Raw genomic sequence first — 25565 nt, 5'->3', positions numbered from 1 at the left:
TCCTGGGTGCGGCCGGACCCGAGGGGGAAAAGGCATGATCAAGCTGCGGAACGCGACCGTCGGACGGCGCTTCACGATCCTGTACGCCGGCGTCTTCCTGCTGTCCGGCGCCGTGCTGCTCGGCCTGACCTTCCTGCTGTCCGGCAGCGACGTCACCCAGGCCGCCCCCGGACAGCCGTTGCCCGGCGGCGGGACCGGACCGGTCACCGCGCAGCACGTCCTCGCACTGGAACGGGAGTTGGCGCAGGTGCACGGACGGCAGTCGCGCCAACTGCTCTACGGATCGTTCATCGCGATGGCGGTGATGGCGGCCGTCTCGCTCCTGCTCGGCCGGGTCCTCGCCGGACGCGTCCTGCGCCCGTTGCGGCTGATCACCGCGGCGACGCGGCGGATCTCCGCGGAGAACCTGCACCAGAGGCTGGACGTGGCCGGACCCGCCGACGAGGTCAAGGAGCTGGCCGACACGGTCGATGGCCTCCTGATCCGCCTGGAGGCCTCCTTCGCCGCGCAGCGCCGGTTCGTGGCCAACGCCTCGCACGAACTGCGCACGCCCCTGGCGACGATGCGAGCCTCGCTCGACGTGGCCGTCGCCAAACCGGAGCCCGCGCCGCAGACCGTGCTGCTCGCCGACCGGGTGCGTACCGAACTCGATCGGGTGGACCGCCTGTTGGACGGATTCCTGGTGCTGGCCCGGGCGCAGCACGCGGTCCTGCCCGACCCGGAACCCGTATCGCTCGGCGCGCTGGTGGGGGAGGCGCTGAGCGCCCGGGCGGCCGACATCGCGGCGAAGGGCCTGACCGTCGAGGAGGGCGTGCGGCCGGAGGCGTGGACGCGGGGCAGCCCGGCGCTGCTGTCCCGGCTGGTGCAGAACCTGGTCGACAACGCCATCGTGCACAACCGGGAGGGCGGCTGGATCCGGATCGCCACCGAGGACGAGGACGAGGGCGGGGGCGGGGGTGCGGATGCCCGCCTCGTCGTCGAGACCGGCGGCAGCCTCCTCGACCAGGAGCAAGTGGACCGGCTGACGCAGCCGTTCGAGCGGCTCGGCACCGACCGGACCGGCTCGCGGGACAGCTCCGGTCTGGGACTGTCGATCGTCGCCGCGATCGTCGCCGCGCACGGCGGCAGCCTCGACCTCAGGGCCAGGCCGCAGGGCGGCCTGGCGGTGACCGCCGCGCTGCCGCCGGCGGCCGGTGCCCCGGGCGGCCGCGCGGGGGTGGCGTCGTGAGGATCCTCGTCGTCGCGGACGCCAGGACCCTCGCGGAGGTCGTCGCCGAGGGACTGCGCGACCAGGGGATGGCCGTCGACATCGCCTACGACGGGCTGGCCGCCGCCGCCAAGCTGGACGCCAACGCGTACGACGTGGTGCTCCTCGACCGGGACCTGCCCGGCATCCACGGCGACGCGCTCTGCCAGATGATCACCGAGCGGGACGACCGCGCGATGGTCCTGATGCTGACCGCGGCCGGATCGCCCGGCGACCGCGTCAGCGGTCTCACGCTCGGCGCCGACGACTACCTGGCCAAGCCCTTCCACTTCCCGGAACTGATCCTGCGCATCCGCTCGCTGGCCCGCCGCCGGCCGGCCGCGAAGGCCCGTACGCTGCGTGGCGCCGGCCTCGAACTCGACCCGGCACGCCGGACCGTCCTGCGGGACGGCAGCCGACTGGAGCTCTCCGTAAAGGAGTTCGCCGTCCTGGAGGCGCTGCTGCGGGCCTGCCCGGGCTTCCTGAGCGCCGAGGACCTGCTGGAGCAGGTGTGGGACGAGAACGCCGACCCGTTCACCAACACGGTGGCCGTCACCGTGGGCCGGCTGCGCCGCAAGCTGGGCAGCCCGCCCGTCATCACGACGACGCCCGGGGTGGGTTACCGCATCGCCGAGCCTCCCGGGGGCTGACCGGGCCCCGCCGGCCCCGCCGCCCCGGCGCACCACGTGACGACGGCGACGACACCGTACATGTGGGCGATGGCGCCGGGCTCCTCCGTCTCACTCCACGCCACCGCGCTCGCGGTCGCGGGTACGTGCTCCGGCCGTGCGGGTCCTAGTCCCACCATCGCTCCATGAGATCGACGACTCCCGCATCGAGGTGGAAGGGGCGCCGGCCGCGGTCGCCGTCGGGTCCGAAGGCGATGTTCCTGCCCAGCGCCACGTCACGGCCGCCGAGGAGGCGCAGCTTGTCCGGTGCGCTGACGTACTCGTTCTCGACCTGGTAGCCGATCTCGGCCCATCGGCCCTCGACCGCGTTGCGCAGGGTCACCAGGTCGAGGAGCTCCGGACCGTCGGTGATGCCGGACCGCAGCGCCTCGGCGAGGGTGTCGGTGAACTCGTCGCCGGCGGGGACCAGGGCGTCGCCGGCCGGGAAGTACAGGGTCGGCTCCTTTCCGACCAGGGACAACGCGCCCGGCATGCCGCTTCCCCCGGGTTCCGGGCCGAGGGTGAAGAAGCCCGAAGCCGTATCGAGGTCCTCGCAGTCGAGCAGGACGACCCGGCGGGCCGCCGGGCTCCGCCGCACGAGGTCGGCGGCCGCGCGCAGCGGGGCGGCGCCGCCGAGGGCGAACCCCTTGTGGCGCGGACCGGAGCCGACGTAGTGGAACAGCAGGACGTCCTCGGCCTCCCCGGCGGCGCGGCGGACCGCGTCGAGCACCTCGGCGGGACGGCGCCACGAAGTGATCACGGTGACGTTCCCGGGTCGGAACGCCGGGCCGGCGGCGGGGGAGACCAGCGCCCGCGCCAGCTGCGCGGCCCGCGCCGCGGACTGCCTCTCGGGCACCACGACGGCATCGTCGTCGCAGGCGACCAGCACGGCGCGGGACCGTTCGAGGTCGGGCAGGAGCGCGGGACGCTCCCGTGGGGCATCTGCCATCCCGCCATTGTGGGCCCGCGGCGGCGGGCCAGGTAGGCCGCCTCCGCCACCTGGCGTCGAGGAGGCCCGCCGGCCCGCCGTCAGGCCGGGGGCGGGCCCTGCGCGAGGATCCGAGCCGCGGCGTACTCCTCGCGCGCGGCCTGGTCCACGACGTCCAGATAGCCGTAGGCGTCGTCGCCGACCGGGATCCGCAGGGGCGTCGGCGCGTCGGCGGCGACGATGTCGAGGACCCGGGCCGCGAAGTCCTCGGGGCGGCCGGTCTCGGGGTTTTCGGCGAGGCCGCGGGCGCCTTCCAGCATCTCGCGGTTGGTCCCGTCGTAGGCGGGGATCCGATGGCTCGCCTCGAGCATGGCGGTCCCGTAGCGCGTGGCGAACATGCCCGGTTCGAGCACGGTGACGCGGATGCCGTGCGGAGCGGCCTCGGCGGCCAGGGCCTGGCTCATGCCTTCGAGGGCGTGCTTCCCGGCGATGTAGGCGGACAGTCCGGGGAAGGCCATCCGGCCGGCCACCGACGAGACGTTGACGATGTGGCCGTGTCCCTGGGCCCGCATCAGCGGCAGGACGAGGCGGGTGAGCCGCCAGGGGCCCACGAGCACGGTCTCGAGCTGGTCGCGGAGCTCGGCGTCCGAGACCTCCTCGACCGCGCCGAACAGTCCGATGCCGGCGTTGTTGACGAGGATGTCGATTCCGCCGAGCCGGTCGACCGCGGTGCGCACGGCCTCCTCGCAGGAGGCGGCGTCCCGCAGTTCGAGCGGGACCGGGGTGATGCGGCCGGGCCAGGCGGCGGCCAGGTCCTCCAGGTCGGCGGTCTTGCGGGCGGTGACCGCCAGCTCGTCCCCGGCCCGGGCCGCGGCGGTGGCCAGGGCGTGCCCGAGCCCGGAGGAACATCCAGTGACCAGCCAGCGTCTTCCCATGCTTCCCCCGCGGTGAACGTGTCGCTCCGGATCTCGTGCCGCCCGGCCGGGGGCGGCAGTTCATGGTCGTGGGGCCCGCGGTCCGCGGTCATCCCTCGTGCGGGGGCGTGCGGAGGCGCGGGGGCGCACGGCCCGAGCGCACGGTACGGACGCGCGGTACGGACGCGCGCGTCGGCCCCACCCCTCGCGGGAGGGGTGGGGCCGCCGGCTTGCCCGGGGTCAGAACCGGGTCGAGACGGTGACGTCTCCGAAGTCCTTGACCGCGTGCAGGCTGATGTACACGTAGCCGGCCGCGGGGTTCTTGACGGTGAGGGTCTCGGTGTTGCCGGTGTGCTTGGACCGGGCGGTGTGGTTGCCGGTCGTGGCCCAGTCGGTGGGGCTGTAGTAGAGGTCGGCGTTGCCGGTGCCGCCCGAGACGGTGATCTTGAGGGAGGTCGTGCCGGCCGGGACGTTCACGTAGAAGTAGCGGTAGTTCCCCTTGGTCGTGGAGACGCTGGAGCGGTGGCAGTTCTCACCGAGCACCCGGATGTCGGAGTCCGCGCACTCCGTCGGGGCCGGCTGGAGCCGGGTCGAGACGGTGACGTTGGCGAAGTTCTTGACGGCGTACAGGCTGATGTAGACGTAGCCGGCCGCCGGGTTGTCGATGGTGAGGGTCTCGGTGTTGCCGCTCTGCCTGGAGCGGGCGGTGTAGTTGCCCGTCGTGGCCCAGCTGGTGGGGCTGTAGTAGAGGTCGGCGTTGCCGGTGCCGCCCGAGACGGTGATCTTGAGGGACGTGGTCCCGGCGGGGACGTTCAGGTAGAAGTAGCTGTAGTTCCCCTTGGTGGCCGCGACCTTGGAGCGGTGGCAGTTGTCACCGAGCACCCGGACGTCGGCGTCGGCGCATTCGGCGGGCCCGGACGTTCCCACGGTGAGCGGCTTGCTGGTGCTCCCGGTGGCGCCCTTGTTGTCGGTGACGGTGAGCCGGACGGTGTACGTGCCGGCCGTGGTGTAGGTCTTCGCCGGGTTGGCGGCGGTGGAGCTCGTGCCGTCACCGAAGTCCCAGGCGCGGGAGGCGATGGTGCCGTCCGCGTCGGTGGAGGCGTCGGTGAGGTTGACGGCCAGGCCGTTCACCGTGGCGGTGAACCCGGCCACCGGAGCCTGGTTGACGGGCGGGACGGTGGTGTCGTCGCAGTCGCCGGCGGCGCACCTGGCCAGCCAGGCCGCGAAGTCCGCGTCGTAGCGGGTGCCGATCGTCGAGGTGAGCAGGGTGCGGGCGGCCGCCCAGTTGCCGGCGCGGTAGTGGCCGAGCAGCGTGGCCACGTCCTGCGGGTGCGACTGGATCAGGTAGCGGACCGCGAGGTAGCCCCATTGGTAGACGCGGGTGGAGTCGGAGTTGTCGTAGGTGGTGTCGAACAGCGTGCTGAGCTTGTAGGTGTTGTTGCCGGCCTCGGTGACGGCCCGGTCGTAGGTGATGCCGCGGTACGAGTACGAGATGTACTCCGCGAAGCCCTCGACCCACATCACGGTCGGGGTCGTCATGCCCTCGTCGAAGTCGCCGAACATGTTGAAGCGGCCGTCGAGGTAGTGGGTGTACTCGTGGTTGAGGTTCCAGATCTGGAACTCCGGCCGCACCCACTCCGCCTCGTAGGCGATGAAGCGCGGCTGGTTCCCGGCGGCGGCCGGGTTGCCCTCCAGGTACATGCCGCCGTTGTCGGTGCGGATCCCGAAGATGATCCCGGCGTAGGTCTGGTAGTCGGCGCTGGAGTCGAACGCCACCACCTCGAGGCTGGTGTTGTTGTCGTTCGCGACCGGGCCGCCGTCCTTGACCACGTTGTGGAAGAAGGCGTCCTGGTTGGCCAGGCTGGAGCAGCTGGCGGACAGTTCGGCGCTGGTCATCTGCTGCGCGACGATCCGCAGGGTCGGGCCGCAGGTGTGGTTCACGGTCAGCACGGCGGCGCGCACTCGGCTCGGCAGGTCGCAGGTGTTGTAGTAGGTGCAGTTGGACGCGTCGTACGAGGTGGTCATCTCGGCCAGCGGCACCCAGAGGGCGGCGGTCCGGCCGGTGATGGCGCCGCGGTCGAGCAGCTGCTTGACGAGCGGGCGGACGGTCGCCTGGAGCGCCGAGTGCTGGAGGAACCGGCCCAGTTCACGGCCGGCGTTGGCCGTCAGGTAGGCCTTTGAGGTGCCCAGCAGGTCGTCGTGGGCCACGGCGAAGTCGCGCAGCACGGTGAGGACGGAAGGATCTGCCTGGACGGCGGGCAGGAACTCCGGGGTCTGGTGGCCGCGGAAGAGGATGGTGTAGGCGTTGTTGACCGCGGCGACCATCGACCAGGAGCTGTCGTAGGAGGAGTTGTAGCCGGTCAGCAGGCGCTTGACGACGCCGAGGTAACGGGCGTTCTCCTGGGCGCTGTCGACCAGGATGACCGCCTCGGACAGCGTCGCGCCGTTGGCCTCCGACACGTCCCGCGAGCGCGGCGCGGCGAAGAAGGTGTCCAGGGCGCCCTGGATCGAGCTCTTCAGGGCCGGGCCGTAGGTGCCGACGGTGGACTCGTTGTACCACTGCACGAAATAGCCGGCGCGCAGGTAGAGCACGAGCTGTCCGGTGGAAGCGCTGTTGTCGCCGGGGTAGTTGGCGGCGCCTGAGCGCACGGCGTCGGCCACCGAGACCATCTGCGCCTCGCGGAAGGCGGCCTTCGCGTCGGCTCCCTTGAGCTGGAACAGCGTGTTCACGCAGCCCAGCTCGGAGGACTTGATCTGCTGGACCAGCGCGGCGCCGGTCTTCGAGGTGAAGTCCGCGACGTTGCAGGCCGCGGCGAGAGCGCGGGCGCCGGGTGCCGACTTCGCGTCGGTTCTGCGCTGTTCGCTCCGCACCGGGTCCTCGGCGGCCCGGAGCGGAGCGCGCTCGGACAGGGCCGTGTCCGGCCGTGCGGCGTGCTCGGCCCGCAGCGCGGCGGCCGCGGCCGTCTCGGTCGAGGGCTGCGGGGCGGCGCCCGACTTCCAGGCCGTCGCCGGGGCGGAGGGATTCACCTCGCGCGCGAAGGCCTGGCCGGCGGGGGCGAGCAGGGTCAGGCCCAGACAGCAGGCCAAGGCGGCTATGAGGGGCCGGAAACGGCCCTTGGTCGTGGGGGAGCTTCGCATGGGGGGTGGGCCTCCGAGCCGGTTCGCGGCCGTGCTGGGTACACGGCGAAAGGGGAGTGCGCACCGTGCGTTCAACGGGAGTTGGCGGGGAGTCCAACCCTGTCGTGTACACGGCCATGAACTGTGCGATGTAACATGGCACACATCACATGGCTCTGAAAAGAGTCCGGTTGCACTTCTCGGGATCCGGGCCGGCGGTGGATCCGTGTGCGGCGATCAGGCCGCCCCGTTTGCCCCGGCTCATCCCGATCGACGCTGGAACCGGCCCCCGGCGCAGCCGAGTTCGCCCGAGGGAAAGCCGAGCGGCCCGCCGGGGAATCCGGCGGACCGCTCGGCTTTCCCTCGGGCGAACTCGGCTGCGCCGGGGGCGTGCGTGGGCTCGGAGATGGGTATAAAGGACAGTCCATGGACTCGCTGCCTGCGGACACCCGCCTGCTCCTGCTGTTCGCCGCCGCCGCGCAGGAGCACGAACCCCATGACACGGGCGCGGATTCGGTGCTGTTGACCCGGGCCTGGCAGGCGGCAGGGCTCGACCCCGGCCGGCTGGAACCTGCCGAGCGGGCGGGCGCGGTGCACGACGACGGCGTACGGGTCCACTTCACCCATCCCCTGCTGCGCACCGCGCTGCTGCGCCGCGTGCCGGTCGCCCGCCGCCGCGCCGTACACCTTCTGCTGGCCGCGCTGCTCGACGGCCCCCACCGGGCTCTGCCGCGTCTCGTCCAGCAGGCCTGCGCGGCGGACGGCCACGATCCGGCGCTCGCGCGGGCGCTGGTACGGGCCGCCGTCGCTCCCCGGCCGTACGCGGAGCGGGCCGTGGCGCTGGCACGCTCCGCGCTGCTCTCCCCCGACGAGGACCTGCGCGGCGCCCGGCTGGCCGCTGCGGCCGAGCAGGCCATGCTCGGCGGGGACCCGGGGCGGGCCCGCGAACTCCTGGCCCAGGTGCGTGCCGTACCGGCGCCCGGCCGCGCCCACTACGTACGCGGGCTACTCGCCCTGCGCGACGGGCCGGTGGCCGATGCCCGGGAGGCGCTGCTCACCGCATCGGCGCTGCTCGCCCCGTACGACGCGGAGCGGGCCGTGCGGGCGCTGCTCGGCGCGACGGAGGCCGCCTGGGCCATGGGGGACGCGGCCGCCTGCCTCGATGTGCTGCGCCGGATACCGGCGCCGCAGCCCGACCCGGCCCTGGAACGGTACCGGGCGGGCCTGTGCGCGGTGTTCGCCGAGGGGCTGCGGAGGGAGGGCCGGGACCTGTTGCGCGGCGGCCCCGGCTCCGAGGCCGTCTGCGACCCGGACACGCTGCTGCGTACGGCAGGAGCCGCGCTCGTGCTCGGCGAGATCGACGCGGCGTGCCGGACCGGAGCCAGGGCGCTGGCCGCCGTCCGCGTCCACGGACCGCTGTCGCTGCTGCCGCAGGCGCTGGAGCACCTCGCGTACGCGGAACTGCGGGCGGGCCGGCACGCACGCGCCCGTACCCATGCCGAGGAGGGGCTGGCTACCGCCGACCGACTCGGCCAGCGCAACAAGGCGGCCCATCTGCACGCCGTGTTGGCCCTCGCCGCCTCCGTGGAAGGCGGGGCGGCCGCGTGTGCCGGCCATGCCGAGGCCGCTGCATCGGTCGCCGGTCCGCACGGCCTCGCCCAGGCCGCCACCCTCGCCACGTGGGCGCTCGCGCGCGCGGACCTGGCCGAGGGGAGATCCGCCGATGCCGCCGCACGGCTCTTGCCGTTGGTCGGTCCCGGACCCCTGCGCGGTCACTTCGCGGCCCGGATGCTGCTGGTGCCCTGTTTCGTGGAGGCCGCGGCACTCGCGGGTCGCGGGGCCCGGCCCGCGGACGCGGCCACGGCGGTGGCGGTGGCAGTGGCGGTCGAGGAGTTCGCGGTGTGGACCGCGACGACCGCCGACCCACAGGCTCCGGCGCAGCTGGCCCGCTGCCGGGCGTTGCTGGCTCCCGCCGAGGAGGCGGCCGCCCGGTACCAGGAGGCACTCGCCCATCACGCCGGCTCGGGCGGCGGCTTCGAAGGGGCCCGTACCCGGTTGTTGTACGGGCAGTGGCTGCGCAGGCAGCGCAGGACCCGGGAGGCACGGGGGCCCTTGCGCGACGCCCTGGTCGCATTCGAACGCTGCGGCGCCCGCGTCTGGGCCGAGCGGACCGCGGGGGAACTGCGGGCCGCCGGCGAGGCGGTGCCGGCGGGCGGCGACACCGGGCCGCTGGTCCTGCTGACTCCGCAACAGCAGCGCATCGCCCGCTGCGTGGCGCAAGGTGCGACGAACCGGGAGGTGGCGAGCAGGCTCTCGCTCAGCCCGCGTACCGTCGACCACCATCTGCGGAACGTCTTCGCCCTCCTGGGCGTTCGGTCGCGGGGCGACCTGGCCCGCTTGCTGGACCGCGCGTCCACGGGCACATGAGCCACCCGGAGCCGCCCGGCGCGGCACCCGGTCAGACGAACGACTCGGGGCCGAAGCGCCCCCAGGCGACGAAGGCGGCCAGGACGACGTAGACCAGGATCTGCGTCACCGCGTCAGCGCACCTCGGTTGCCGTGCGGCGGTAGGTGGTGCGCCGGTCCTCGATCTCGTGCCAGCGGTCGCCGTAGACGGTCTTGACGACGGACGGCTCCCGCAGGAAGTCGTGCGGGAACCCGAGCGGCACGGCGCTCACCTCGTCGAGGCGGGCGACGGCCTCGGCGTCGAGGCGGACGTCGAGGCAGCCGAGATTGTCCGCGAGCTGGCTCTCCTTGGTGGCCGCGATGATCGGAACGATGTTGCCGGGGCGGCCGAGGAGCCAGGCCAGTGCCACCTGGGCCGGGGTCCAGCCGCCCTGCTCGGCTACCTCCAGGACGACGTTGATGACCTCCTCCTCCTGCGGGGACACCTTGACGCCCCAGGCATCCAGCCGCCCGCCCTCGCCCCGGCGGTACTTGCCGGTGAGCTTTCCGGCGGCCAGCGGGGCCCAGGCCAGCACGGCGAGGTCGAATGCTCTGGCCTGGGGCAGGAGTTCGCGTTCCGGGGTCCGCTCCAGCAGGTTGTAGCGCAGCTGTGAACCGGCGAACGCGGTCCAGCCCCGCAGCTCGGCGAGGGTGCCCGCCTGCGCGATCTCCCAGGCCGGCCAGTCCGAAACGCCTATGTACAGGACCTTTCCGGTGCGCACGAGGTCGTCCAGCGCGCGCACGACCTCCTCGACCGGAGTGAAGTTGTCGCGGGCGTGCACCCAGAGGATGTCGAGGTGATCGGTCCGCAGCCGCTCCAGGCTGGCCTCCACCGATCGCACGAGGTTCTTGCGGTGGTTGCCCGCGGCGTTGACGTCGCCGGCACGGGTCCCGCAGGTGTATTTGGTGGCGAGGACGAACTCGTCGCGCCGCCCTTGGAGCAGTTCGCCGAGGATCCGCTCCGAACTGCCGTCGGTGTAGATGTTCGCCGTGTCGATGAAGTTGCCGCCCGCGTCCGCGTAGGCGTCGACGATTCGGGCGCTGGTCTCCCGGTCGGCCCCCCAGCCCAAGTCGTCGCCGATGGTCATCGTGCCGAGGCTCAGCTCGCTCACGCGCAGACCGGTCTTGCCGAACAGTGTGTACCGCACGTTCTCCCCCTTCAGGCAGGTCGTGCGCACGACGCTATGTGCTGGAGCGCACTTCAACGCAAGCTCCGGTCAGCGGTCGAAGTTGACAACGTTTCAGTTTCGGTGGCCGGTGAATCTGGCCAAAACCTTCCGGCGTGATGCGACATGTGAAATTTTACATGTCACACATCAATTGCCCGTGTCCCCAGCACGCGGCCACAGCGGCCCCGGAGGCCCCCGCAGATGCATCCCTTCCGGATATCGAAGACCAACGCGCGCAGACTTCCCGCGCTCGGCGCTGCCGTCTTCATCCTGCTCGGCCTGTTCGCGCCGCCGAGCCAGGCCGTCTCCGTCGGCGCCACCGCCCCGGCCGGTGCGCACGCGAGTCGAGCCGCGGGCTCAGCTCCCCGCTCGATCCCGGTCCCCAAGTCGCCCGATGCGATGAGCAACGGCTCCCGCTTGCGGATCTCCTCGCAGGACAGTGCCGAGGAATCCGCACCGGCACCCGCACCTTCGCCCGCCCCGACCGTCAAGCCCGCCCCGAACGTCAAGTCCGGCAAGCAGTCCTCGGCAGCCGCCGGGGACGAGTGCGGCGACCTCTCCGGCGTGATCAACGCCACGGGCAGCGCGCTGGTCCAGCAGCTCAAGGCCCTCCCCCGGATCACCTGTACGTACCCGCTGTTCAACCTCACCGGTGAGAACGCGCGCAAGGCCTTCCGCGAAGCCCAGATGGTGACCGTCGCCAACGCCCTGCGCGACGCCTCCGCCACCTACTCGGGCAACAACAGCACGGCGATCGGGCAGCTGGTGCTGTTCCTGCGCGCCGGCTACTACGTACAGGACAACAACGCGGACGTCGTCGGCGACTACGGCACGGCGCTGGACGGCGCGGCGCTCGGCGCGCTGGACGCCTTCTTCGCCTCCCCGCGGAGCAAGGACATCACCGACGCCAACGGCGAGATCTTCAACGAGGTCGTCACGCTCATCGACAGCACCCACGCGGCCGGCCGGTACGCCGGCGTCGTCAAGTGGATGCTCGGCAGCTACGACGGCACCTGGCCCGGCCAGATGAACCTCGCCATGGAGCACGTCGAGTGGGTCGTCGAGAACGGCTTCAAGGCCAAGAACGACGACCGCGGCTGGCGGGCCGCCCTCAAGGCCGACCCCTCCGTCCTCAACACCTGGGCCGGCTTCATCACCCGCAACAGCGCGCAGCTGAACCGCTTGGACGTGGTCAGCAACGTCGGCCGCTACCTCGGCTTCGCGCTCGACGTCCCCGAGCTCAAGGACCGGGTCCGGCCGCTGCTGAAGGACCTGATCAACCGCTACCCGAACGTCGGCCCCACCGCGCCGATCACCATGAACCTGGGCTGGTACACGCGCCAGTACGACAAGAACAACTGCGCGGCCTACTCCATCTGCGACCTGGGCGACCGCGTGCTCCCGGCGATCCTGCCGATCCAGCACACCTGCACCCCGGACCTGAAGATCCGTGCCCAGGACATGTCCCCCGGGCAGCTGGCGGGCACCTGCACCAGCCTGGTCAACCAGGACGCGTACTTCCACCGGGTCATCGGCGACAAGGGGGCGATCCCCGGTGACGTGAACACCAACCTCGAGGTCGTCGTCTTCGACGACTACACCCAGTACTCGCTGTACGCCTGGGCCATCTACAACATCGACGTCGACAACGGCGGCATGTACGAGGAGGGCAACCCGGCCGCCGCCGGCAACCAGGCCCGCTTCATCGCCCACGAGGCCCACTGGCTGCGCCCGGCCTTCCAGATCTGGAACCTCAACCACGAGTACACCCACTACCTCGACGGCCGCTACAACATGGCCGGCGACTTCGAGGCCAGCCTGACCACGCCGACCATCTGGTGGGTCGAGGGCATCGCCGAGAACGTCTCGTTCGGCTACCGGGGCGAGCGCAACGCCGACGCGATCGCCGAGGCGGGCAAGAAGACCTACAAGCTCAGCGACCTGTTCGACACCGTCTACGGCCAGGACGCGGACCCCGAGGTCAACTCGAACCGGGTCTACCGGTGGGGCTTCCTCGCGGTCCGCTACATGCTCCAGGCCCACCCCGCCGACGTCGAGACCGTCCTCGGCAAGTACCGCACCGGCGACTGGAACGGGGCCCGCGCCTTCCTCAAGCAGACCATCGGGACCAGCTACGACGCCGGCTTCGCCACCTGGCTGACGACCACGTGCGCGACCAACGACTGCGGCCCCCTGCCGGAGGCCCCGTCCACCCCGGTGTGCACCCTCAGCGACCCCCGTCAGTTCGACAAGAACTGCCGCCGGGACAACCTCGCGGCCGCCGCCGGCAACTACAGCTACCACTTCGTGTTCCTGCCGGCCGGCGTCAAGCAGCTGACCATCACCAGCAGCGGCGGCACCGGCAACGCCGACCTGTACTACGGCGGCAGCACCTGGGCCACCACCGGCAGCCACCAGGCGAAGTCCGCCAACGCCGGCAACGGCGAGACCCTGACGATCGACAACCCGCCGTCCGGCTGGGTCTACTTCAGCCTCGCGGCCGCGCAGGACTTCAGCGGCGTGAGCGTCTCCACGCAGTCCAAGTAGGCAGGTCCGCCCGGGCCTGAGCGTGACGGCGGTCCTTGCCATCCGATCCGGATGGCAAGGACCGCCACTCGCGGCCTCTCAGCGGCCTCTCAGTCGAGACAGAACTCGTTGCCCTCGACGTCCTGCATCACGAGGCAGGACCCGTTGTCGTCATCGGCGAGCAGCAGTCGCACGCGTGCGGCGCCGAGTGGGATCAGTCGTGCGCATTCGGCCTCGAGCGCGGCCAGGCGCTCTTCCCCCACGAGCCCGGTGCCAACCCGCACGTCGAGGTGCAGCCGATTCTTGACGACCTTCCCTGGCTCTGCGTCCGCGCGTGCGGCGGACAGGCGAGCGAGGCCTCGAAGACGAGGCACCCGTCATCGCCCTGCCGGCGACGGTACGCGGCTCACCAGCGCTCAGGGGGCCGGGCCGGGGTTCAGGTGAGCGGGGGTTCGCCCGGCCTGGGGTCCGTGGCTGCCACGCCGTCCCGTGGTGTGGCATCCGTGGCTGCCACGAGTTCCCCCATGCGGAACAGCCGCTGCCAATAGGACGGGCTGTCCCCCTCACCCAGTACGGGGAGGATCTCGCCGAGTTGGGCCATGTGCCAATGCATCATGCGGAAACGCCAGTCGTCCAACGTGCCCGCATTGCGCAACCAGGTGTCCACGCACCCGGAGATGTCCGCGTCGACCATGACAAGGTCGAAACCCGCCCGGTCCGCACCCGCGAGCCCCTGCGGGAACGGGACGGGCCCGTGCTCCTTCGACAACAAGGTCACAGCAGCGATGAGTTCGGGTTCCTGGTTCATCCTCTGATCATCGCTGAAGGCCGCCGGAGGGGCACCCGCATTTGCCCGCCTCCCGCCGATGTCCCGTCGGCTATTTCTCCGCGTCGCGTGCGGCGGTGGCCACGTCCGACAGGACGGTGGCGGGTCGGCCTCCGGGCTCAACGGCCTTGCCTATGTTCTGTTTCATGTCCTGGCTCACCCCGGCCCAGGACTTCTTTCCGACGGGGTAGAGCCTGGAGGCGGGGAGCGCTTCGAGGAAGACCCGGAGCGATGTCGCCGTGGGGTCGGGGGATCTCACCATGGCCTGGTAGCCACTGGTGGTGACCGGCAACAGGCCGTACTTGCTCGTGAACGCGGACACGTTCTTCGCCTCGTACAGATGGTCCAGGAAGTCGCCGGCCTCCTTGGCGTGGCCGTTCTTGAAGGCCATCGCCCAATCCGCGACGCCCATGGCCGTGGGCTCGGAACCGTCCTGCGTGGGCAGCGCGACCGTGCCGATCCTGATCCCCTTCTCCTGCGCCTGCTTGATCAGTGTCGGGTGTCCGTTGAGGATGCCGACCTCTCCCCGGGTGAAGGCGTCGAAGGCTCCCTGGCGATCGAGCCTGCCCGGTTCGACGGGCCCGGTGAGTCCCTGTCCGACCAGCTTGTCCCTCAGGAACTCGAAGGTCTTCACGTTCTCCGCCGAGTCGATCGCGTACGCGTCCGAGTCGTTGGTGTAGCCGCCGCCACCGGACAGCATCCACATCATCGACTCGGCCTGCGCCTCCTCGGGCCCCAGGGGCAGCGCGAAGGGGGTGGCCACCCCCGCCGCCTTCAGCTTCTTCGCCGCGGTCACCAGATCGGCCCAGGTCCGGGGCTGCCACTGCGCGGAGGGGTCCCGCGGGATGACGCCGGCGTCGGCGAGCAACGCCTGGTTGTAGAAGAGCAGCCGGGTGCTCGCGACGAACGGCATGCCGTACTGCTTCCCCCTGATCTTTCCGGCGTCGGCCAGCGGGGCGAGGAAGTCGGCTTCGGTCCTGATGGAGAGCAGTTCGTCGGCGGGGTAGAGCTTGCCGGCCTCCCCATAGTCGGCGTAGGCGCCGATCTGCGCGATGTCGGGCGCGTTGCCGTCCTTCACCATCGCCGCGACCTTGGCGTCCACCTCCGACCAGGACACCACTTCCACGTCGACCTCGACCCCGGGGTTGGCCCTCTCGAACTCGAAGGCGAGGCTGTCCCAGTACGGCTTGCTGGAATTCAACGGGTTGTCGCCGTACTCGGCCGCCACGACCCGCAGGGTGACACCGCCCGAGGCGGTTCCGCTTCCGCAGGCGGTCAGGGTGAGGGAGACCAGGCACATGGCGGCACCGGCCGCCGTCAGGCTCAGGAAAGCGCGCTGCACGTCTTGATCCACCTCTCGTCACATGACTACTGGGCGTATGGTCTACACCACATTTGGGTCACAACCACACCCCCTGGCACCACGGAATTTCGACCGGGTCCGGATCGGTCCGAGACATACTAGCCATGGACATAATAGCTATGTACTGTATCTGGCATGAGCATGAGTTCACCCGGTCCGACGCCCGGCTTCCTGGTCTGGCGGCTCGCCAACAAGTGGCGCGTCGCAGTCGATCGCGCAGTGGCCCCGCTGGACCTCACCCACGCGAAGTACTCGCTGGTCGCGTCGCTGTACGGGATGCAGCAGGCGGGCGAGCGGCCCAGTCAGCGCCGGCTCGCCGACCACACGGGCCTGGAAGCGCTGTACGTGTCGAAGCTGGCGCGTGCTCTGGAGTCGGCCGACCTGATCGAGCGGACCCGCGATCCCCGCGACCCGCGCGCCGTACAACTGGCGCTCACCGACCGCGGGCTGGTCGTCACACGGCAGGCCATCGCGATCGTCCAGGACCTGCACCAGCAGTTGCTGGAGCCGCTCGGCGGCCCCGACACCCCGCGGACACGGGCGTTCACCAACGAACTGCGGACCCTGCTCGCCCCACCGCTCGCTCCATCCGCACCGGACGACGACCACATCGAGGGGACAACACCATGAGCAACACCAGCACCAGCACCGACGCCGCCGCCACGCCTGCCGCCGCACCCACCGACGCCCGCGCCCTGGGCCTGGCCCACTACGCCGCCCGCGGCGTGCTCGAACACGTTCTGGCCCGGCACGGCGTCACCTTCCAGCAGCAGATCGCCCTGCGGGCCGCCGTCACCACCGACATTCCGCAGACTCCGGACGAACTCATCGCCCAGGTCCAGGGCTCCCTCAAGACCGGACCCGCCGACATCCGCTCCACCCTCGACGAACTGCTCGCCGGGGAACTGCTCGTCACCGACGGCCCGCACCTGCTCCCCACGGACGCGGGGCGCGCGCTGTTCGCCGCCATCGGCGCGGACACCGCACCCGTAACCGCCCGCGTCTGGGGCTCGATCCCCACCGAGGACCTCGCCACCGCCGGCCGCGTACTCGCGCTGGTCACCGAGCGCGCCAACGCGGAACTGGCGAAGCTCACCGCATAGCCGCGGGCGAGGACGCTTCGGCCGCGGCCGGGCCCGCTCCGCGCCGCGGTCTCACGCGGCGGCGCCGTCGGCTTCCGTGGTGGACCGGGTCCGCGACCGGCGCCGCCGGCTTGGAGCGAACTCCCGTTGGGGACGAAAGCCCTGCCAAACAGGGCTGATTGGCTCGAGAGCCAGGTCAGACCATGTTCGAACGCCTCCGCGCCCCGCGGAAGGCGGTCGCCGCGGGCGCCGGCATCTCGGCTCCCGCGTTCCACGACATCTACCACCCCTACCTGGACGCCGTGTGGGCCTACCGGCAAGCCGTCCACGACGAGCTGGAGGGCCGCGCCCTCCGTCCCGCCGACTTCGGCTGGTCCGCGTGGGACGGCCGTGAGCGATGCCCGCACTGCGGAGAGCGCGGCACCGACACGGCAGCCGGATAGCGCCCCCCGCCGCGCCCCGGCCCCGCGGGGGCGCGGTCAATCCGCCTGGCGGGCGAGGACGTAAAGCAGTGGACAGCCCTGGGGCGCCGGGTGATCATCTCCGCGATGGACAACACACCTCTCGCCACCTGTAAAAGCGTCCGCTTCGTCGAGCTCAACGCGAAGGCACTACGGGCTCTGGCCGACGGCGACCTCGCCGGCGGCAGCGCCGAAGCCGGGATCGCCCTTGACGAACACTTCGTCAGCGACCGAGCCCGCTGGATCTTCGACTACCGCGCCAACCAGCTCGCCGAAGACCCCTCCGCCGCGCCCTGGACCACGCGGGCCGCGGTCTCCGTACCGGACGGCGTCGTCATCGGCGACGCCGGCTTCCACGGACCGCCGGACGAGGCCGGCATGATCGAGGTCGGCTTCACCGTCGTGCCCGCACACCGACGCCAGGGCTACGCACGCGCCATGCTGAACGCGCTGCTCGCCAGAGCCGCCGCCGAACCCGGGGTCAAGACCGTGCGGGCCAGGGTCAAGTCCGACAACAGCGCCTCCCTGGCCACCCTCGCCGGCTTCGGCTTCACGCCCGTCGGCGAACAGGGAAACCAGCACGACGGCCTGGTGATCGTGTTCGAGATCGCGGCAGACGCGATCCAGGCCGGATAGCCAAGCGGCCCCGGCGACCACCATGGGCAGCGCCGTCGAATCCTCGACGCCCGGGGCAGAAGAGCCCCGACCGGCCCGGGGGGGTGGGGCGGGGTGCGCCGGGTGCGGGCGGGTCACGCCGGGGTGCCTGCCAGGCCGCTCTCCCAGGCCCAGGCGGCGATTTCGACGCGGTTGCGGGCGTCCAGTTTTGCCTGGACGTTGGCGAGGTGGGTCTTGACGGTGGAGAGGGAGACGAAGAGTTCGCCGGCGATCTCGGCGTTGGTCAGGCCGCGCGCGAGGCAGCGTACGACTTCGCGTTCCCGGTCGGTCAGCGGCTCGGCCGGGCGGCGGGCGGCCTGGGCCGCCGGGATGCGGGGGGCCATTTCGCGCAGCAGCCGTACGGTGATCGCGGGTGAGACGAGGGAATCGCCGACGGCGGCGGCCCGGACGGCTTCAACCAGCATGGCCGGACTCGCGTCTTTGAGGAGGAAGCCGGACGCTCCGCCGTGGAGTGCGGCGTGGACGTACTCGTCGAGGTCGAAGGTGGTGACGATGACGATGCGGGGGCTGTCGGTGCCGGAGAGGCGGCGGGTGACTTCGAGCCCGTCGAGTTTGGGCATGCGGATGTCGAGGAGGAGGACGTCGGGCCGGTGTGCGGCGACGGCCTCGAGGGCGGCTTCGCCGTCGACGACGTCCGCGACGACCTCGATGTCCGGCTGGCTCTCGAGGATCATCCGGAATCCGGTCCTGACCATTTCCTGGTCGTCCGCGATGACCACTCTGATCGCCATGCGTTGCCTGCCCCACTGTCGCCCGCTGCCTGTGCCGTCCCACCCGGTGGGTTCTTCCCATGGGACCTGCGGGCGGCCGGGCCCGCAACCGCGCGTCGGGCCGCCGGGAGCATGCCGCGGGGCCGGAACGGCACTGTTCCGGCCCTGCGGTACTGCGGTCGACTTTACGTACATTCGGGGCATTGCGCCTCGTTCTTCCGGCCCGTGCGAGCCGGGCCGGAAGGACGAAGGAGGGCGCGGGGGTGTGTGCCGGGCCTCAGAGGGCCGCGGCCGCGCTCTTGATCGCCGCCGCGAAGGTGGAGACCTCGGTGTAGACGCCGGGGTAGTCGGGGCGGGCGCAGCCCTCGCCCCAGCTGACTATGCCGACCTGGATCCAGGCGTTCGCGTTGTCGCGGCGGAACATGGGGCCGCCGGAGTCGCCCTGACAGGTGTCGACGCCGCCCTGTGCGAATCCGGCGCAGATCTCCTCGGCGGGCACGATCGAGCCGCCGTAGGAGGCCTGGCAGGAGGTGTCGGAGACGAAGGGGACGGTGGCCTTCATGAGGTAGCGCTGCTGGCCGCCGCCTTCGCGGGTGGCGCCCCAGCCGGCGACGGTGAAGGTGCCGTTGTCGTAGGCCTTGGTGTCGGCGATCTTGAGGGTGGGCAGGTTGATGGGCTTGGCGAGCTTGATGAGGGCCCAGTCCTTGCCGGTGCCGTTGTAGCCGGGGGCCTGCTTGACCTTGGTGGACTTGACCTTGATGGCGCTGGAGCTGTTGAGGTCGACGACTCCGGCGGTGGCGGTGATGGAGGTGTTGTTGCCGGATCCGCTCACGCAGTGGGCGGCGGTGAGGACGATCTGCTGGGTGTAGAGGGCACCGCCGCAGCCCATGGAGAGGCGGACCATGAAGGGGAACTCGCCCTGGGCGGCGCGGGTGCCGCCGACGACGGGGGCCGTGCCGGCGGTGGCGGAGCCGGGCTGGAGGCTGACGGCCGCGAGGGCCACCGCGGCGACGGCGAGGGTGCGCTTGAGGGCGTTGGCAAGGGTGGACACAGTCGACACACTGCCTTTCGTGGGGGGTTGGGCTGTGCGCGTCATCGGGTGAATGACGAGGACATGACACACCGCACCTGTGGGCGCCATCAAGAACGCGTTTTCGGACAACTTCCGGCAGGAGGGGCCCCATGACGCACAACGGCCGCCGCGGCAGTCCGATCGAGCACGGATTTCCTCATCTGGAGACGGTCCGCACGGCCCTCACCGCACTGGTGCGGAGGCTCTCCGCCGACGGGGTCCGCGCCTACGACACGTCCTTCGCCCCCGCCGACGCGGCCTTCGGTGCCGCCGACGACCTCCACCTCGGCGCGCACCGGGTGGCGTCCGCGATGGTCCGCGCGCTGCGTCTGCCCGACGCGCGCATCGTGGTGGGCTTCCGCGCGATGGAGGAGGCGGCCACCGTGGAACTGACGGCCGGTCCCGAGTACTTCGTCGAGGTCAACGACCGCTTCCGCACGCACCGCCGCGATCTGGCGGCGGCCCTCGCCCACGAGGTCACCCACGTCCTGCTGCACCGCCTGGACCTGCGTTTTCCCGCCACCGCGGACAACGAGATCCTCACCGACACCGCCGCCGCCTGCCTCGGCGCGGGCTGGCTGCTGCTCGACGCCTACCGGGAGGACGAGCTCACCCACCAGAAGCTCGGCTACCTCACCCCGGAGGAGTTCGGCTTCGTCCTCGCCAAGCGCGGGCTGCTCCTCGGCGGCGAGGACCTCTCCGCCTGGTTCACCAGCCCGCAGGCGTACGAGGCGTACGTGCGCGGCCGCGCCCTGGCCCGGCGGGACCTGACCCGGGCCCCCCTGGCGGCCGCCGGCCGACCGGAGCGGCGCCGCTACCTCCGGGACCGCAGGGCGGGCGCGACGGCTCCGCGGCACGGGGCGGCGTACCGTTTCGAGGAGCACGCCGACGGGCTGCGCGTGGCCTTCCCCTGCCCGGTGTGCGGGCAGCGGCTGCGCCTGCCGGCCGGCCGCGGTCCGCTCCGGGCCCGCTGCGGGCTGTGCCGCACGGTGCTGGAGTGCGAAACCTGAGCGGTCAGTCGCCGCCGCTGCCGCAGCCGCAGCCGTCTGCGCAGCCGCCGTCCCCGTCGCCGCGGACGGACCGGGCGGGCGGGGCCCGGGCCGGGCGGGGCTCTCAGTCCTCCAGGGAGCGCGCGATCGCGTTGGCGGCGGCCCATCCGAAGGCCATCGCGGGTCCGATCGTCGCGCCCGGCCCGGGGTAGGTCTCCCCCATCACCGCCGCCGAGCAGTTGCCCGCGGCGTAGAGCCCCGCGATCGGCGAGCAGTCCTCGCGCAGCACCCGGCCTTCGGTGTCGGTGACCAGTCCGCCCTTGGTGCCGATGTCCCCCGGGTGCACGGGGACCGCGTAGAAGGGGCCCTTCTCGATCGGCGCCAGGTTGGGGTTGGGCAGCGTCGGGTCACCGTAGTAGCGGTCGTAGACGCTCTCGCCGCGCCCGAAGTCCCGGTCGACGCCCGCCTGCGCGAAGGTGTTGAAGCGGTGGACCGTCGCGGGCAGGCCCGGTGCGCCGATGGCGCGGGCCAGCTCCTCCACGGTGTCGGCCTTCTTCACGAAGCCGCTCTCCAGCCAGTTCTTGGGGAAGGGCTGTCCGGGGAAGAGGCCCGTGAAGAGGTAGCGGGACTTGGAGCGGGCGTCGAGGACCAGCCAGGACGGCACGGTCGTCGCCCCGGGCCGGTCGGCGGCGTACATCCGGTCGACGAACGCGTGGTAGGGCAGGGCCTCGTTGGCGTACCGCTCCCCCGCCCCGTTGACGATGACCATGCCCGGGATGCCCCGGTCGGCGACGAGGAAGAAGGGCTTCTCCCCCGGCGGGCACACCGACGGCGCGCCCCACACCTTGTCCAGCAGGTCGGTGGCGGCTCCCAGTTCCCCTCCCAGCCGCAGGGCGTCGCCGTTCTGGCCCTCCGCGGCGTGCGTCCACGCGGTGGACGTGGGCGCGGGCAGGTGCTTCTCGCGCAGCTCCTGGTCGTGCGAGAAGCCGCCCGCGGCCAGGACCACTCCGCCCCGTGCCGCCACGGTCACCTCCCGCCCGGCGCGCAGGACCCGTACGCCGCTCACCCGCCCGGCCGGGTCGGTGGTCAGGCCGGTCAGGGGCGCCGACAGCCACAGGTCGCCGCCCAGCCGGTCCAGGGAGAGCCGCATGCGGGCGATGAGCGCCTCGCCGAGGGAGAGGAGCCTGCGGCCGGTGGCCAGGGCTCCGAGCGCGCGCAGGCCGACCCGGACGGAGCGCCGCTTGCCGGCCCAGGTGCGGCCGACCATGTTCAGGAAGCGGAAGTCGTAGGAGGTCATGGTCAGCCCGTAGGTGGGCAGTCCGGCCCGGCGCATGGAGCCGGCCAAGTCGCCGAGGCTTCTGAAGTCGGCGATGCACGGCTCGACGGAGCGGCCCTGTGCCATGCCGCCCTGGGCCTCGGGGAAGTAGTCCGGGTAGCCGGGGGTGTACATGAAGCGGATCTCGGTGCGGTCGTGGAACTCCCGGACCATGCGCGGCCCGTGGTCGAGGTAGGCGTCCTTGCGGGCGTCCGGGACCCGGTCGCCGACGGTGGCGTCGAGGTAGGCGCGGGCCTTGTCGCGGGTGTCGGCGAGGCCGGCGCGGTCGAGGTGGAAGTTGCCGGGGACCCAGACGGCGCCGCCGGACAGGGCGGTGGAGCCGCCGTACTTGTCGGTCTTCTCGACGACGAGGACGCTCAGGCCCCGCAGCCGGGCGGTGACGGCGGCGGCGAACCCGGCGGCGCCGGATCCGACGACGACCACGTCGTAGGCGTACTCGCTTGTCATCCGAAGGCTCCCGTGGCGTAGTCGCTGCGGTAGTACAGCAGGGGTGATCCGCCGTCGCGGGCGCTCAGTTCGAGGACCCGGGCGGTGACGAGGTGGTGGTCGCCCGCCTCGTGGACCTCTTCGAGGGCGCAGTCGACGGTGGCGAGGGCGCCCTTGACGCGGACGGCTCCGTGGGCGGAGAGCTCCCAGTCGACTCCGGCGAACTTGTCCTCGCCGCGCCGGCCGAGGGCTTCGCACACCGCGCGCTGCTCCTCGGCGAGGATGCTGACGCCGAACCGGCCGGCGGCGCGGACCTTGGGCCAGCTGGAGGAGCCCTTGCCGACGCAGAGCAGGACCAGCGGCGGGTCCAGGGACAGGGAGGCGAAGGACTGGCAGGCCAGGCCCGCGGGGCGGCCGTCTTCCGCGAGGGCGGCGACGACGGTGATGCCGGAGGCGAAGGCTCCGAGGACCTCGCGGAAGGCGGCGGGGTCCACCGCGGCGGGCCCGGTCAGCCGTTCCACTGGTGGCCCCAGAAGCTGTCGGCGGTGATCTCCTTCGCGGTCCAGGTGGCGGGGTCGACGAGCAGGCCGTCCCAGCCGTATTCGACCTGGAAGCCGCCGGGGGCCTGGGCGTAGAAGGAGACCATGTGGTCGTTGGAGTGCCGGCCGAGGGTGGAGGCGATGGGGATGCCCGCCTTGTTCATGCGGTCGAGGCAGTAGCCGACGTCGTCGAGGGTCTCCAGCTCGACCATGAAGTGGACGATGCCGGGCGGCAGGGCTCCCGGGTAGAGGCCGAGACTGTGGTGGCGGCGGTTGGGGCTGAGGAAGTGCATCCAGTGGAAGTCGCGGCCGGGCGCGCCGGTGGGGACGGCGACCGGGGGCAGGCGCATCGAGTCGCGCAGCTGGAAGCCGAGGAGGTTCTCGTAGAAGTCGAGGGTGGCCTCGGTCTCGGCGGCGGGCAGGACGACGTGGCCCAGGCCCAGATTCTCGTGCGGGTTGTGGGGGCCGTGGGATCCGTGGGGTCCGCCGGTGACGAACCGGTTGCCGTACGGGGTCCCGAGCGGGCTGTGGTCCTGGGCCTGGCCCCAGTAGATCTCCAGGGGGTTGCCGCTCGGGTCCTCGCAGTGGATGAGGCCCTGGACGCGGCGGTCGGCGAGGGTGGCGTCGTCGGCCTGCTTGACGGGGTGTCCGGCGCTCTCGAGTTCGGCGGCGGCCTCCCGCAGGGCGCGGGCGTTCGCGACTTCGAAGCCGGCGGCGAGCAGCCGGTCCCGGTCGCCGGCGACGAACTGGAAGCGGTGCGTGCGGTCGTCGATGCGGACGTTGAGGCGGGTGTCGGTGGTGCCTTCGGCTTCGGCCATGCCGAGGATGTCGAGGACGTAGGTGCGCCAGGCGGCGAGGTCGGCGGTCTCGATGCGGAGGTAGCCGAGTGCGCGGATGTCCATGGGGTCTCCTGGGGGAGGTCAGTGGAGGAAGAAGTCGGTGGCGAGGCGGTTGAACGCGTCGGCGGCCTCGGTCTGTGCCCAGTGCCCGCAGTGCGGGAAGACGTGCAGGCGGGCGTCGGGGATGGTCTTGAGGGCCAGGAAGGCGCCGTCGACCGGGTTGACGCGGTCCTCGCGGCCCCAGGTCAGCAGCACGGGGCGGCTGATGCGGTGGGCTTCGCGCCAGAGCATGGCGGCCTCGGGCCACTTGGCGAAGGAGGCGCCCATACGGGCGTTGCCGAGCCGGGCTTCGGGGTCGGTGGCCTGGGCGTAGCGCTCCTCGACGAGGGCGTCGGTGACGATCGCCGGGTCGTGGGCGAGGGTGGTGAGGAAGGTCCGCATCTGCGCCCGGGTGGGTTCGGGGGCGAGGCTGAATTCGAAGAGCCGCTTGATGCCTTCGGTGGGGTCGGCGGAGAAGAGGTTGAGGGAGATCCCGCCGGGGCCCATGAGGAGGAGTTTGTCCACGCGTTCGGGGTGGTCCAGGACGAGGCGGGTGGCGGTGCCGCCGCCGAGGGAGTTCCCGATGAGGTGCGCCCGCTCGATGGAGAGTTCGTCCATGAGGGCGAGGACGGCGTTCGCGCTGAAGCTGAAGTAGTCGCGGTCGGGTTCGGGCTTGTCGGAGCGGCCGTAGCAGGGCTGGTCGACGAGCAGGGTGCGGAAGCGCGGCGCGAAGTGGGGCAGGTTGCCGCCGAAGTTGGACCAGCCGGAGGCGCCGGGGCCGCCGCCGTGCAGCATGATCACGACGGGTGCGTCGGGTGCGTGGAGGGGACGGGCCTCGTGGTAGTGCAGGGTCAGGTCGCCGGCCCGGGCGGTGCGGGAGGTGTTCTCGTACGTCAGTGCCCGCGCGCTCACAGCATCGTGTCCTGGATGTCGAGGCCGAGGGCGCCCTGCCCGAAGAGGACGAGGGCGCGCTCCGGGTCGTTGGCGGCGTGGCCGCGGCCGGTGTGGACGTCGCGCCAGGCGCGCTGGACCGGGTTCGGGCCGGTGCGCAGGGCGCCGCCGCCGGCGTTCTCCATGAGGAGGTCTACGGCGGCGACGCAGCGCTCGGTGGCGAGGACCTGGTCGCGGCGGACCCGGGTGCGCAGCGGCATCGGGAGTTCCTCGCCGCGCTCGGCCAGGGCGTAGAGCTCGGTGATGTTGCGCTGGAGCTGGAGCCAGGAGGCGTCGATGTCTCCGGCGGCGCGGGCGATGCGGACCTGGGCGAAGGGGTCTTCGGCGACCTGCTGGCCGTAGGAGATGCGGAAGCGTTCGCGGGTCGCGGCGACGTAGGCGTCGTAGGCGCCTTCGGCGATGCCGACGATGGGGGTGGAGATGGTGGTGGTGAAGACGGAGGCGTAGGGGAGGCGGTAGAGCGGTTCGGGGTTGGTCCGGTGGCCGGGGACCCGCAGGGCGGTGACGGGGCCGAAGCTGAGGGCGCGGTGTTCGGGGACGAAGACGTCCTCGACGACGATGTCGTTGGATCCGGAGCCGCGCAGGCCGACGGTGTCCCAGACGTCGTCGACGCGGTACTGGGAGCGCGGGACGAGGAAGGTCCGCATGTCGACGGGGCGGCCTTCGGTGTCGGTGACGAGTCCGCCGAGCAGGGCCCAGTCGGCGTGGTCGCTGCCGGAGGAGAAGTGCCAGCGGCCGCTGATGGTGAAGCCCCCCTCGACGGGGGTGACCTTGCCGGTGGGGGCGTAGGAGGAGCAGATCCGCGTGTCCTGGTCCTGGCCCCAGACCTCTTCCTGGGCGCGGGGGTCGTAGAGGGCGACGTGCCAGGGGTGGACGCCGACGACGGAGGCGACCCAGCCGGTGGAGCCGCAGGCCTTGGCGATCTCCTTGACGGCGGCGTAGAAGAGGGCGGGGTGGGCCGCGCGGCCGCCGTGCGCCGTGGGCTGGAGGAGGCGGAAGAAGCCGGTGGCGGCCAGTTCCTTGATGTTCGCCTCGGGGACCTTGCGCTGCGCTTCGGCCTCCGCGCCGCGCTCGCGGAGGGCAGGGGCGAGGGCGCGGACCGCTGCGAGGACCTCTTCGTCACTCATGGTGTCCCCTTCTCAGATCAAGGATCTTCGGGTGTTCGGGATCGATGGCGAGGAACGTACGCCGGGGTGGTCCGGGCGCGGAACGAGCTGTTCCCGCTGAGTGGGAAGCCCTCGCAC

21 protein-coding genes and 2 pseudogenes are annotated in these 25565 nt (G+C 71.9%); 9 read left to right on the top strand and 14 right to left on the bottom strand.

The genetic code is table 11. The annotated features are described in order from the left end of the window. The first annotated feature begins 34 nt into the window (after positions 1–34). Both DRB96_RS33890 and DRB96_RS33885 read left to right on the top strand, forming a co-directional pair. Complete coding sequence (locus DRB96_RS33890; protein ID WP_112451886.1) at positions 35–1228, top strand: HAMP domain-containing sensor histidine kinase; 1194 nt, start codon at positions 35–37, stop codon at positions 1226–1228. Beyond that, a complete protein-coding gene (locus tag DRB96_RS33885) occupies positions 1225–1896 on the top strand; it encodes a response regulator transcription factor (RefSeq protein WP_112451885.1) in 672 nt (223 codons plus the stop codon). Before DRB96_RS33890 ends, DRB96_RS33885 begins: the two co-directional genes overlap by 4 nt. A 145-nt stretch (positions 1897–2041) precedes the next feature. Here DRB96_RS33885 and DRB96_RS33880 read toward each other — a convergent pair whose 3' ends face one another. The 3 genes from DRB96_RS33880 to DRB96_RS33870 form a co-directional block, all read right to left on the bottom strand. After that, positions 2042–2863, bottom strand: a complete 822-nt coding sequence (locus DRB96_RS33880) for a hypothetical protein (protein ID WP_162688808.1) — start codon at positions 2861–2863, stop codon at positions 2042–2044. A gap of 80 nt (positions 2864–2943) precedes the next feature. Continuing rightward, positions 2944–3777 (bottom strand): SDR family oxidoreductase, encoded by an 834-nt coding sequence (locus DRB96_RS33875; RefSeq protein ID WP_112451883.1) that lies wholly within the window; start codon positions 3775–3777, stop codon positions 2944–2946. 219 nt (positions 3778–3996) lie between these two features. After that, positions 3997–6894: a collagenase gene (locus DRB96_RS33870; RefSeq protein WP_239516423.1), complete on the bottom strand. Its 2898-nt coding sequence runs from the start codon at positions 6892–6894 to the stop codon at positions 3997–3999. 414 nt (positions 6895–7308) lie between these two features. Between DRB96_RS33870 and DRB96_RS33865 the strand changes: the two are divergent. Next, positions 7309–9300: pseudogene (locus tag DRB96_RS33865) on the top strand (helix-turn-helix transcriptional regulator); the annotation flags it as partial. Between the two features lie 113 nt (positions 9301–9413). On the opposite strand, the gene DRB96_RS33860 reads toward DRB96_RS33865, so the two are convergent. After that, positions 9414–10466, bottom strand: a complete 1053-nt coding sequence (locus DRB96_RS33860; protein WP_112454048.1) for an aldo/keto reductase — start codon at positions 10464–10466, stop codon at positions 9414–9416. Positions 10467–10688: 222 nt separating this feature from the next. Here DRB96_RS33860 and DRB96_RS33855 point away from each other — a divergent pair, with 222 nt between their 5' ends. Then, positions 10689–13034, top strand: coding sequence for a M9 family metallopeptidase (locus DRB96_RS33855; protein ID WP_112451881.1), 2346 nt, complete (start codon positions 10689–10691; stop codon positions 13032–13034). Between the two features lie 89 nt (positions 13035–13123). Here DRB96_RS33855 and DRB96_RS33850 read toward each other — a convergent pair. The 3 genes and pseudogenes from DRB96_RS33850 to DRB96_RS33840 form a co-directional block, all read right to left on the bottom strand. Then, a pseudogene (locus tag DRB96_RS33850) lies at positions 13124–13330 on the bottom strand (VOC family protein); the annotation flags it as partial. A 119-nt stretch (positions 13331–13449) separates the two neighbouring features. Next, positions 13450–13821, bottom strand: a complete 372-nt coding sequence (locus DRB96_RS33845; RefSeq protein WP_112451880.1) for a hypothetical protein — start codon at positions 13819–13821, stop codon at positions 13450–13452. Positions 13822–13891: 70 nt separating this feature from the next. After that, positions 13892–15139, bottom strand: coding sequence for an extracellular solute-binding protein (locus DRB96_RS33840; protein WP_112454046.1), 1248 nt, complete (start codon positions 15137–15139; stop codon positions 13892–13894). A 198-nt stretch (positions 15140–15337) separates the two neighbouring features. Here DRB96_RS33840 and DRB96_RS33835 point away from each other — a divergent pair, with 198 nt between their 5' ends. The 4 genes from DRB96_RS33835 to DRB96_RS33820 all read left to right on the top strand — a co-directional run bounded on the left by DRB96_RS33835 (position 15338) and on the right by DRB96_RS33820 (position 17381). Next, complete coding sequence (locus DRB96_RS33835) at positions 15338–15832, top strand: MarR family transcriptional regulator (RefSeq protein WP_112451879.1); 495 nt, start codon at positions 15338–15340, stop codon at positions 15830–15832. Then, positions 15829–16305, top strand: a complete 477-nt coding sequence (locus tag DRB96_RS33830) for a MarR family transcriptional regulator (RefSeq protein WP_112451878.1) — start codon at positions 15829–15831, stop codon at positions 16303–16305. Before DRB96_RS33835 ends, DRB96_RS33830 begins: the two co-directional genes overlap by 4 nt. A 182-nt stretch (positions 16306–16487) precedes the next feature. Further along, the gene (locus DRB96_RS33825) at positions 16488–16727 is read left to right on the top strand and encodes a hypothetical protein (protein WP_204357879.1); all 240 of its coding nucleotides are present in this window, start codon (positions 16488–16490) and stop codon (positions 16725–16727) included. A 105-nt stretch (positions 16728–16832) separates the two neighbouring features. Then, positions 16833–17381, top strand: a complete 549-nt coding sequence (locus DRB96_RS33820) for a GNAT family N-acetyltransferase (protein ID WP_112454044.1) — start codon at positions 16833–16835, stop codon at positions 17379–17381. A gap of 113 nt (positions 17382–17494) precedes the next feature. Here DRB96_RS33820 and DRB96_RS33815 read toward each other — a convergent pair whose 3' ends face one another. Further along, positions 17495–18151: a response regulator transcription factor gene (locus DRB96_RS33815; RefSeq protein ID WP_112451877.1), complete on the bottom strand. Its 657-nt coding sequence runs from the start codon at positions 18149–18151 to the stop codon at positions 17495–17497. A 256-nt stretch (positions 18152–18407) separates the two neighbouring features. Further along, positions 18408–19181: a serine protease gene (locus DRB96_RS33810; RefSeq protein WP_112451876.1), complete on the bottom strand. Its 774-nt coding sequence runs from the start codon at positions 19179–19181 to the stop codon at positions 18408–18410. A gap of 131 nt (positions 19182–19312) precedes the next feature. Between DRB96_RS33810 and DRB96_RS33805 the strand changes: the two genes are divergently transcribed. Continuing rightward, positions 19313–20212 (top strand): zinc ribbon domain-containing protein, encoded by a 900-nt coding sequence (locus tag DRB96_RS33805; protein ID WP_112451875.1) that lies wholly within the window; start codon positions 19313–19315, stop codon positions 20210–20212. A gap of 103 nt (positions 20213–20315) precedes the next feature. On the opposite strand, the gene DRB96_RS33800 is transcribed toward DRB96_RS33805, so the two are convergent. Genes DRB96_RS33800 through hsaA form a run of 5 tightly spaced genes read right to left on the bottom strand, consistent with a single transcriptional unit; the run spans position 20316 to position 25448 of the window. Beyond that, a complete protein-coding gene (locus DRB96_RS33800; RefSeq protein ID WP_112451874.1) occupies positions 20316–21974 on the bottom strand; it encodes an FAD-dependent oxidoreductase in 1659 nt (552 codons plus the stop codon). After that, positions 21971–22474, bottom strand: a complete 504-nt coding sequence (locus DRB96_RS33795) for a flavin reductase family protein (protein ID WP_239516453.1) — start codon at positions 22472–22474, stop codon at positions 21971–21973. The genes DRB96_RS33800 and DRB96_RS33795 overlap by 4 nt, the downstream gene beginning before the upstream one ends. After that, positions 22462–23394 carry a VOC family protein gene (locus DRB96_RS33790; protein WP_112451873.1) on the bottom strand — a complete coding sequence of 311 codons (933 nt, stop codon included), beginning with the start codon at positions 23392–23394 and terminating at the stop codon, positions 22462–22464. Before DRB96_RS33790 ends, DRB96_RS33795 begins: the two co-directional genes overlap by 13 nt. Before the next feature lie 18 nt (positions 23395–23412). After that, positions 23413–24282 (bottom strand): 4,5:9,10-diseco-3-hydroxy-5,9,17-trioxoandrosta-1(10),2-diene-4-oate hydrolase, encoded by an 870-nt coding sequence (gene hsaD / locus DRB96_RS33785; RefSeq protein WP_112451872.1) that lies wholly within the window; start codon positions 24280–24282, stop codon positions 23413–23415. After that, positions 24279–25448 carry a 3-hydroxy-9,10-secoandrosta-1,3,5(10)-triene-9,17-dione monooxygenase oxygenase subunit gene (hsaA, locus tag DRB96_RS33780; RefSeq protein ID WP_112451871.1) on the bottom strand — a complete coding sequence of 390 codons (1170 nt, stop codon included), beginning with the start codon at positions 25446–25448 and terminating at the stop codon, positions 24279–24281. The genes hsaD and hsaA overlap by 4 nt, the downstream gene beginning before the upstream one ends. Positions 25449–25565: the final 117 nt, after the last annotated feature.

It is taken from the genome of Streptomyces sp. ICC1 (assembly GCF_003287935.1).
GTDB classification, from domain to species: domain Bacteria; phylum Actinomycetota; class Actinomycetes; order Streptomycetales; family Streptomycetaceae; genus Streptomyces; species Streptomyces tritrimontium.
Note: the sequence above shows the minus strand (reverse complement) of the source record. Positions and strands in the feature narration are given on the sequence as shown.